This is a genomic window from Pseudomonas sp. CBZ-4, from assembly GCF_000346755.1.
GTDB lineage: Bacteria > Pseudomonadota > Gammaproteobacteria > Pseudomonadales > Pseudomonadaceae > Aquipseudomonas.
The window spans coordinates 1-7,702 of the sequence record NZ_ANNV01000051.1 but is presented as its reverse complement, the minus strand read 5'-3'; the positions used below and the strand labels follow the sequence as shown (position 1 = coordinate 7,702).

The following is a 7,702-nucleotide window of genomic DNA, read 5'->3' as shown; positions in this document are numbered from 1 at the left end:
CCGCGCCATGGATGGCGCGTGGCGGCGGCCCACGGATTCAAGCCGGAGTGAGGGCATGCCGAGCCTAGGCGAGGCACCGAGTGTTGGGGCAAGAGCCCTTTGCTTACTTTGGGGCTTTTCCAAAGTGAGCCGCCGTAAGGGCGGAACCATAGGAAGCCGTTACCTAAATAACGGATATGTACACCACCACCAAAAACCAAAAAAACCACCCCAGTTATATCCATAGCCAAAAACGATATTGGTATATACCAGATCACTCCCCTATAAATCCCCGACCAAAACAAGCTGTGCTGGAGTAACACGCAATGGTGTCGGTAAAGGTAATGCTCGAATACTTCCACCCCTGGCCAAACTCGGCCGGCCTGTACCTGGCCCGCGAACGCGGCTGGTACAAGGAACTGGGCCTGGAGGTGGAACTGGTCGTCCACGACCCCTACCACGGCGACACCCTGCAACACCTGCTCACCGGTGCCGCCGATTTCGGCCTGTTCCCCAGCAACCGCCTGCTGGTCCGCCGCAGCCTCGGCCAGCCGCTGCAAGGCATCGCCGCGATCAACCACGCCGGCCTGGAATCGATCCAGACCCTCACCGACTCCGGCATCCGCCGCCCCCGCGACCTCGTAGGCAAACGCCTGGCCCTCAACCCGACGCCACGCGGCCTGGCGATGGTGCGCCACCTGGTCAGCCAAGACGGCGGCGACCCGGACGGCGTCATCCTGGTCGACAGCGGCGTGCGCGAACTGCGTCCCGAGCAACTGGCCGAAGGCATCGCCGATGCCAGCTTTGGCGGCTACTGGGCCTGGGAAGCCTTGATGCACAGCCCCATCGCCACCGAACGCCGCGTGGTGTTGCCGGTGGATGAGATCGGCGCACCGGCCTATCACAGCTACCTGCTCGGCGCGCATGAACGTACCCTGGCGGACAAGCCCGAGGTGGTCCGTGATTTCCTCGCCGCCACCGCCCGTGGCTACCTGGCCGTGGCGCAGGACCCGTCGATCGCCCTCGCCGCCTACGAGCACACCACACCGTATTTCCCGGCGGAATTGTTGAGCGCCTCACTGCATAAGATCGCCCCGACCTGGCTGCACAAAGGTCGTTGGGGCGAGCAACGCCAGGCGCTGCTACAACCCTACGCCGAGTGGCTGCACAGCCACGCGGTGCTCGACAACCCGCAGGCCTGGCAGGGCGCAACCAGCAATGCCTTCCTGCCCGAGGTGGCGGCATGAACCCACAACGCACCTCCCATGGCCTGGGCCTGGAGCCGGTCGCCGCCGACTGGCCGGCGTTGCACGAAAGCGACATCGAACAGCTGCTGCGCCATTACCCGCAACTGGGCGCGCTGCGCAGCCTGCATTGGCACAGCCCACGACCGTTTTCCGCTGCAGGCTTGATCACCACCGGCACGGGCACGCTGTTCGTCAAACGTCATCACCAACACGTGCGCCAAGCCGCGTGGCTGGAAGAAGAACACCGCCTGATCGCCCACCTGCATCGCCAGGGCGCGCCGGTGGCCGCAGTGGTGCCGAACCAACAGGGCGCCACGGCCACCGCGCAAGGTGAGTGGACCTATGAAGTGCACCACATCGCCGAGGGCCTGGACCTGTATCGCGATGCGCTGTCGTGGTCGCCGTTTCAACAGCATCAGCACGCCGTCGCTGCCGGCCAGGCCTTGGCGCGCTTGCATCAAGCGGCTGAGCACTACGCCGCGCCGCCACGCCAGACCCCGGTGCTGTTGGCCAACGCGAGATTGATCCAGCACGCGGCACCGCTGGAAAACATCAGCAGCGCCTACCTCGCCGACAAAGACTGGCATGCCCAACTCAGCGAACTGCTGCTGCCGTGGCACCGCGCGTTGCATCCGTTGTTGGCCGAGCAACAGCCACTGTGGACCCACAACGACTGGCACGCCTCCAACCTGCTGTGGAATGCCGACGGCAGTGTCTCCAGCGTGCTGGACTTCGGCCTGGCCGACCGCACCTTCGCCCTCTTCGACCTGGCCACCGCCATCGAACGCAACACCGTGCCCTGGCTCGACCTGGACACCGGTGGCGTGGCCCGCGCCGATCTCGACAGCGTCGATGCGCTGCTCGCCGGCTACCACCAGATTCGCCCATTGCGCGCCAGAGACCTGCACACCCTCAGCGCCCTGCTGCCCTTGGTGCATGTGGATTTCGCGCTGTCCGAGGTGGCGTACTTCCACGACATCGTCGGCTCCACCGCCAGCGCCGATGTGGCGTATTACGCCTACTTGCTCGGCCATCTGCGCTGGTTTGCCGGGGCCGAAGGGCAGCGTCTACTTGGCCATATCCGGCGTAAAAACGTATGAGCATTCTGGTCGACAGCCAGTGGCTGCACGCGCGTCTCGCCGACCCGACGCTGGTGGTGCTGGATGCCACGGTGGTGTTACCAGCGCCCGAATTCGACGGTGACTACCGCGTCCACAGCGGCGAGGAAGGTTGGTTGCAGGCGCATATTCCCGGCGCGCGACATGCCGATTTATTGACTGAACTGGCCGACACCCAGGCCAGTTTCAGCTTCGCCCTGCCGCCCCCCGAAACCCTGGTCAGCGTAATGGCCAGCCTCGGCGCCGGCCAAGGCAAAACCCTGGTCGTCTACGACCGCGCCGATGGCTTCTGGGCTGCGCGGTTGTGGTGGATGCTGCGCGGCGTGGGCATCGACGCAAGCGTACTCGACGGCGGCTTCAATGCCTGGCGCGCAGCCGGTCTACCCGAACACAACGGCCCCGCCGAACCGATAACACCCGTACAACCCTGGGCCATCCACCCGCGTCAAAACCTGTGGATCGACCGCCACGGCGTCGAAGCCATCGCCAGCGGCCACGCACCGGGCGTGCTGATCTGCGCCCTCGGTGCCGCGCTGTTTGAAGGCTCAACCGCCACCCGCTACGCCCGACGCGGACACATCCCCGGCAGCCAGAACCTGCCGGCCCGCCAGCTGTTCGACGCCCACGGCCGCTACCTGCCCAAGGATGCCCTGGCCCTGGCGATTGGCCCCACGCTGCTGCACAGCGACGGCCCCATGGTGCTGTATTGCGGCGGCGGCATTTCCGCTGCCGCCAATGCGTTGGCCCTGACCCTGTTGGGTCGCCAGGACATCGCGATCTACGACGGTTCCCTACAGGAATGGGCCGCCGACGCACGTTTGCCAATGACTACCGGAGCAGCTCCGGCCTGACGCCACTTCTGGCGAACCCGGCTTTTTCATCACGAACTGGCAACCCGTCCGTTGCGCAGCGCTGGGCCCCTTTGCGCCCGATAAAAGCGTACGGCAGCGGCGGTCAGACCTTTGGAGCGCTCTCTACATGGCTACACCCTATCGCCACACCCTGCTCGCCCTGAGCATCGCCTTCGCCGCCACGGCCGTGCAGGCCCAAGATGCGACCTTGGACACCGTCACCGTCCTCGGCCAGGCAACCACCGACTACCAGGCGAAAAACGCCGCCGTGGCCGGTTTCGATAACGCGCCGTTGCTGGACACGCCGGCGTCCGTCGCGGTGATCACCGAAGCCCGCTTGAAGGACCAGCAGGCGCGCTTGCTCAGCGAAGTATTGAAAAACGACGCCTCGGTCGGCGACAGCTACGCCCCGGTCGGCTACTACGAGAACTTCGTGATTCGCGGCTTCGCCCTCAACCCGGCGAGCAGCTACAAGATCAACGGCCGCACGATCACCGGCGAACAGAACGTCGCCCTGGAAAACAAGCAGCAAGTCGAAGTGCTCAAGGGCCTGGCCGGCTTGCAGAGCGGCGTCTCCGAGCCCGGCGGGCTGGTCAACTACGTGAGCAAGCGCCCGGAAAATGTGCGCTCGGTCACGGTGTCCACCAACGAACAGGGTGAACGCTACCTGGCCACAGACATCGGCGGCTGGCTCGGTGCCGAACAGCAGGTGGGCGTGCGCATCAACCTGGCCCACGAAGACATCCGCTCCTATGTCGACCATGCCGACGGCAAGCGCGATTTCGCCTCGCTGGCGCTGGACTGGAACATCAGCCCCAACGCCCTGCTGCAACTCAACGCCGAGTACCAGGACCGCGAGCAACACTCGGTGCCGGGCTATCAACTGCTCGGCGGCACCAGCGTGCCGCGCCACGTGTCGCCAGAGGACATGCTCGCCTACCAGAGCTGGTCGAACCCGGTGGGCATCCGCTCGTTGAACCTCGACGGGCTGTTCGAATACCGCTTCAACGAGGCCTGGAAAGCCAGCTTCAGCGCGTCCCGCAGCCGTGTGGTGATCGACGACTACAGCACCTTCGCCTGGGGCTGCTACGGCGCCGCCAGTTGCACGAATACCGCCGTGCCCAACCACTTCAGCGCCGAGGGTGACTACGATATCGCCGACTACCGCAGCCCCGACGACACCCGCAGCAACGAGGAAGCCCAGGCCGCGCTCAACGGGCAGTTCGACACGGGTTTTCTCACGCACGACCTGACCTTCGGCACCACTGCGTTCCGGCGCTTGGTGGACCGGCGCAAGTCGGTCAACGAATACATCGGCGAGGGCAATATCTATCAGCCGTCGCCGGTGCTCGAACCCTACGACGGCCCGCTCGGCCACACCTACCGGCGTCTCGACAGCCGCCAATATGGCCTGTTCGCCAGCGACCGCATCAGCTTCAACGAGCAGTGGCAAACCGTGCTCGGCGGGCGACAGGTGCGCCTGGATGAAGAGACCTACAACCAAGCCGGCGCCACCACGCGTCACACCCAGCGCAGCGTGTTCCTGCCCCAAGCGGCATTGATCTACAAACCGCGCCCCGATACCTCGTTGTACGCCAGCTACAGCAAAGGCTTGTCCCTCGGCGGTGAGGCCGCGTGGTTCAGCAGCAACGCCGACGAGGTGCTGCCGCCGACCACGTCGCGCCAACTGGAGGTGGGCATCAAGCGTGACTTCCAGCGCCTGAGCCTGACCGCCGCGCTGTTCCAGATCAGCCAGGACCTGCAATACAACCGGCCGAATGACGACGGCACGACCACCTTCGTGCAGCAAGGCAAACAGAAAAATGTCGGCATCGAATTGTCCGCCAACGGCCGCGTGACCTCCGACCTGCAAGTCTCGGCCAGCGTCGCGGCGATCCGTGCGCGGGTCAGCAGCAGCGGCACCGACAGCTACGACGGTCACCAGGCGATCAACGTGCCCAAGCTGCGCGCCAGCCTGCATGGCGACTACAGCGTCCCCGGCATCCCGGGCCTGGCCTTGCTCGGCGGCGTGCAATACAGCGCGAGCAAGTACGCCAACCGTGAAGCCACGGTAAAGGTCGACGACTACGCGGTGTTCGATGCAGGCGCGCGCTACACCACCCGGGTCGGCGATTACGCTACTGTGCTGCGCCTGACCGTCGACAACCTGTTCGACAAACGCTACTGGCGCGATGTGGGTGAATCGGCGGGCGACGGCTACCTGTTCCTGGGTGCGCCGCGCACCGCGCGGTTATCCGCCACCGTCAGTTTTTGAGGCCTATCGTTCATGCGTAATCTGATGTTTTCCAGTGTGTGCCTGCTCTCCACCACCCTGGTCGGCTGCCAGCAGCAACCGCCCGCCAACGACCAACTGGACGCGGTGCTGTGGACCCAGACCTCCATCGAGCACGAGCTGATTTACCGCCAGGTCTTCGCCAGCGCCACCCGCCAGCTGGACGCGGCCCTGGCCGACCCGACGTGGGACGCCCTGCCCCTGCCGCCGCGCAACCTCAGCGGCCTGCCCCCGGCCGTGGTGGTGGATATCGACGAAACCGTGCTGGACAACGTGCCGCTGAATGCGCGGGACATCCTCACCAACCAGGTCTACTCCTATGATCGCTGGAACACCTGGGTCGACCAGGCCAAGGCGCAGGCACTGCCGGGCGCGGTGGAGTTCCTGCAAGCGGCGGACAAGAAAGGCATCACCGTCTACTACATCACCAACCGCGAGCACAGCCAGGTCCAGGCCACGGTCAACAACCTGCGCCTGCGCGGTTTCCCGGTGGCGCATAACGAACAGGTGCTGGCCGCCAGCACCCCGACCGGGCACTGCGAGCAAGCCGGCTACGGCAAGAACTGCCGGCGCCAATGGGTCGCCAGCCACGCCCGCGTGCTGATGCTGGCCGGTGACTCCTTCGGCGACTTCGTGCAGGCCGAACACAACACCCTGGCCGACCAGCGCAAGGCGGCCGCGCCGTACCTGGCCTGGCTCGGCCAGCGCTGGTTCCTGCTGCCCAACCCGACCTACGGCAACTGGTACAGCGCGCCCTATGGCGATCAGGAAAAACTGCCCTTCGAACGCAAGCGCCAACTCAAGCAACAGGCGCTGCACCTGGAAAACTAGTTGTTGAGAGAGCCCTATGTCGCCACTGGAAATCGTCGCCGTCTGCTTCAACATCGCCGGGGTCTGGCTCACCGCACAACGGGTGCGCTGGTGCTGGCCGGTCAGCGTCGTCGCGGTGTTGTTGTATGCCTGGATCTTCTTCGAGGTGAAGCTGTATTCGGACATGCTCCTGCAACTGGTCTTCGCCGTGCTGCAAGGCTATGGCTGGTGGCGCTGGAGCACCGGGCGTGTGGACGCCGGCAAGGTGCGGGTGGAACGCCTGCCGATGCTGGAGGCATGGCGGCACTTGCTGGCGGGCTTGATCGGCGCCGTGGCCCTGGGCGCGGTGATGCACCACTTCACCGACGCCGCCCTGCCCTGGCTGGACTCGCTGCTCACCGCCTTCAGCCTGGTGGCCAGCCTGTGGGCGGCGCGCAAATACGTGGTCAGCTGGTGGTTGTGGATCGTGCTGGATGCGGCCTATGTCGGGCTGTTCCTCTACAAGGACCTGCACCTCACCGCCGCCCTGTACGCCGGTTTTGTGCTGTTGGCGGCCTATGGTTTGCGGGCCTGGCAACGTGACCTGCGCCAGCAGGAAGGGTAGAGTCACGCCCACGTCATGCCTGCCTACGGAACCCCAGGATGCCTTTCGACCCCATTTCCCCGCACTACCAGCGCATCCGCGAACAGATCGCCCACGACATTGCGTCCGGTAGTCCCCAGGCCGACGAGAAATTCCCCTCCGAACGGGACATGATCGAACGCTTCGGCTGCACCCGCGTGACCTTGCGCCAGGCCTTGCAGCAACTGGAGGCCGAAGGCCTGGTCTACCGCGAAAACCGCCGGGGCTGGTTCGTCAGCCCGCAGCGCATCCGCTACGACCCGACACGCATCAGCGGCTTCATGGACTACGTCAGCGCCCAGGGCCGCACGCCCCGCACCGAATGCCTGCACGCCGAACTGCGCCCCGCCGGCCCGTGGCTGGCCAAGCGCATGGGCCTGGCCTCGGCGGACGAACCGGTGTTCTTCCTGCAACGCCGCCGCTGGATCGACCGCCGCCCGGTGCTGCTGGAATTCAACGCCCTGCTCGCCAGCTGGTGCCCCGGCCTGCTGGACGCCGACCTCAACACCTCGTTGACCCAACTGCTGCGCGAACGCTTCGCCCGGGTGCAATCGCGCTGCGAGTTGGAGATGCACATCGGCACGGTCAACGAGGAACAGGCGGAGTTGCTGCAACTGTCGCCCGGCTCCACCAGCGTCTACCTGGAGCGTTTGAACTTCGGCGAAGACAACCAGGCCGTGGAATTCGACCAGGAATTCTGGCGCCCGGATGCGTTGTCGATTGTGATGGAGACGCGGTATCCGGGCACGGATTAAGGGCGAACGCTGTACCTGTGGCGAGGG

General features: G+C 65.4%; 7 protein-coding genes. All 7 read left to right on the top strand.

Annotated features, from left to right (window positions below; genetic code table 11):
- Nucleotides 1-305 precede the first annotated feature (305 nt).
- The 7 genes from B348_RS0106765 to B348_RS0106735 all read left to right on the top strand — a co-directional run bounded on the left by B348_RS0106765 (nt 306) and on the right by B348_RS0106735 (nt 7,675).
- Entirely contained in the window at nt 306-1,226 is a 921-nt protein-coding gene (locus tag B348_RS0106765) for an ABC transporter substrate-binding protein (protein ID WP_017735383.1), read from the top strand.
- Nucleotides 1,223-2,326: a phosphotransferase gene (locus tag B348_RS0106760; RefSeq protein ID WP_017735382.1), complete on the top strand. Its 1,104-nt coding sequence runs from the start codon at nt 1,223-1,225 to the stop codon at nt 2,324-2,326. Before B348_RS0106765 ends, B348_RS0106760 begins: the two co-directional genes overlap by 4 nt.
- Nucleotides 2,323-3,195: a sulfurtransferase gene (locus B348_RS0106755; protein WP_017735381.1), complete on the top strand. Its 873-nt coding sequence runs from the start codon at nt 2,323-2,325 to the stop codon at nt 3,193-3,195. The genes B348_RS0106760 and B348_RS0106755 overlap by 4 nt, the downstream gene beginning before the upstream one ends.
- Before the next feature lie 127 nt (nt 3,196-3,322).
- Entirely contained in the window at nt 3,323-5,470 is a 2,148-nt protein-coding gene (locus B348_RS0106750; protein ID WP_017735380.1) for a TonB-dependent siderophore receptor, read from the top strand.
- Nucleotides 5,471-5,482: 12 nt separating this feature from the next.
- The gene (locus tag B348_RS0106745; protein ID WP_017735379.1) at nt 5,483-6,319 is read left to right on the top strand and encodes a 5'-nucleotidase, lipoprotein e(P4) family; all 837 of its coding nucleotides are present in this window, start codon (nt 5,483-5,485) and stop codon (nt 6,317-6,319) included.
- A gap of 16 nt (nt 6,320-6,335) precedes the next feature.
- A complete protein-coding gene (gene pnuC, locus B348_RS0106740) occupies nt 6,336-6,902 on the top strand; it encodes a nicotinamide riboside transporter PnuC (RefSeq protein WP_017735378.1) in 567 nt (188 codons plus the stop codon).
- Nucleotides 6,903-6,940: 38 nt separating this feature from the next.
- Nucleotides 6,941-7,675 (top strand): UTRA domain-containing protein, encoded by a 735-nt coding sequence (locus tag B348_RS0106735; protein WP_017735377.1) that lies wholly within the window; start codon nt 6,941-6,943, stop codon nt 7,673-7,675.
- Nucleotides 7,676-7,702 lie beyond the last annotated feature (27 nt).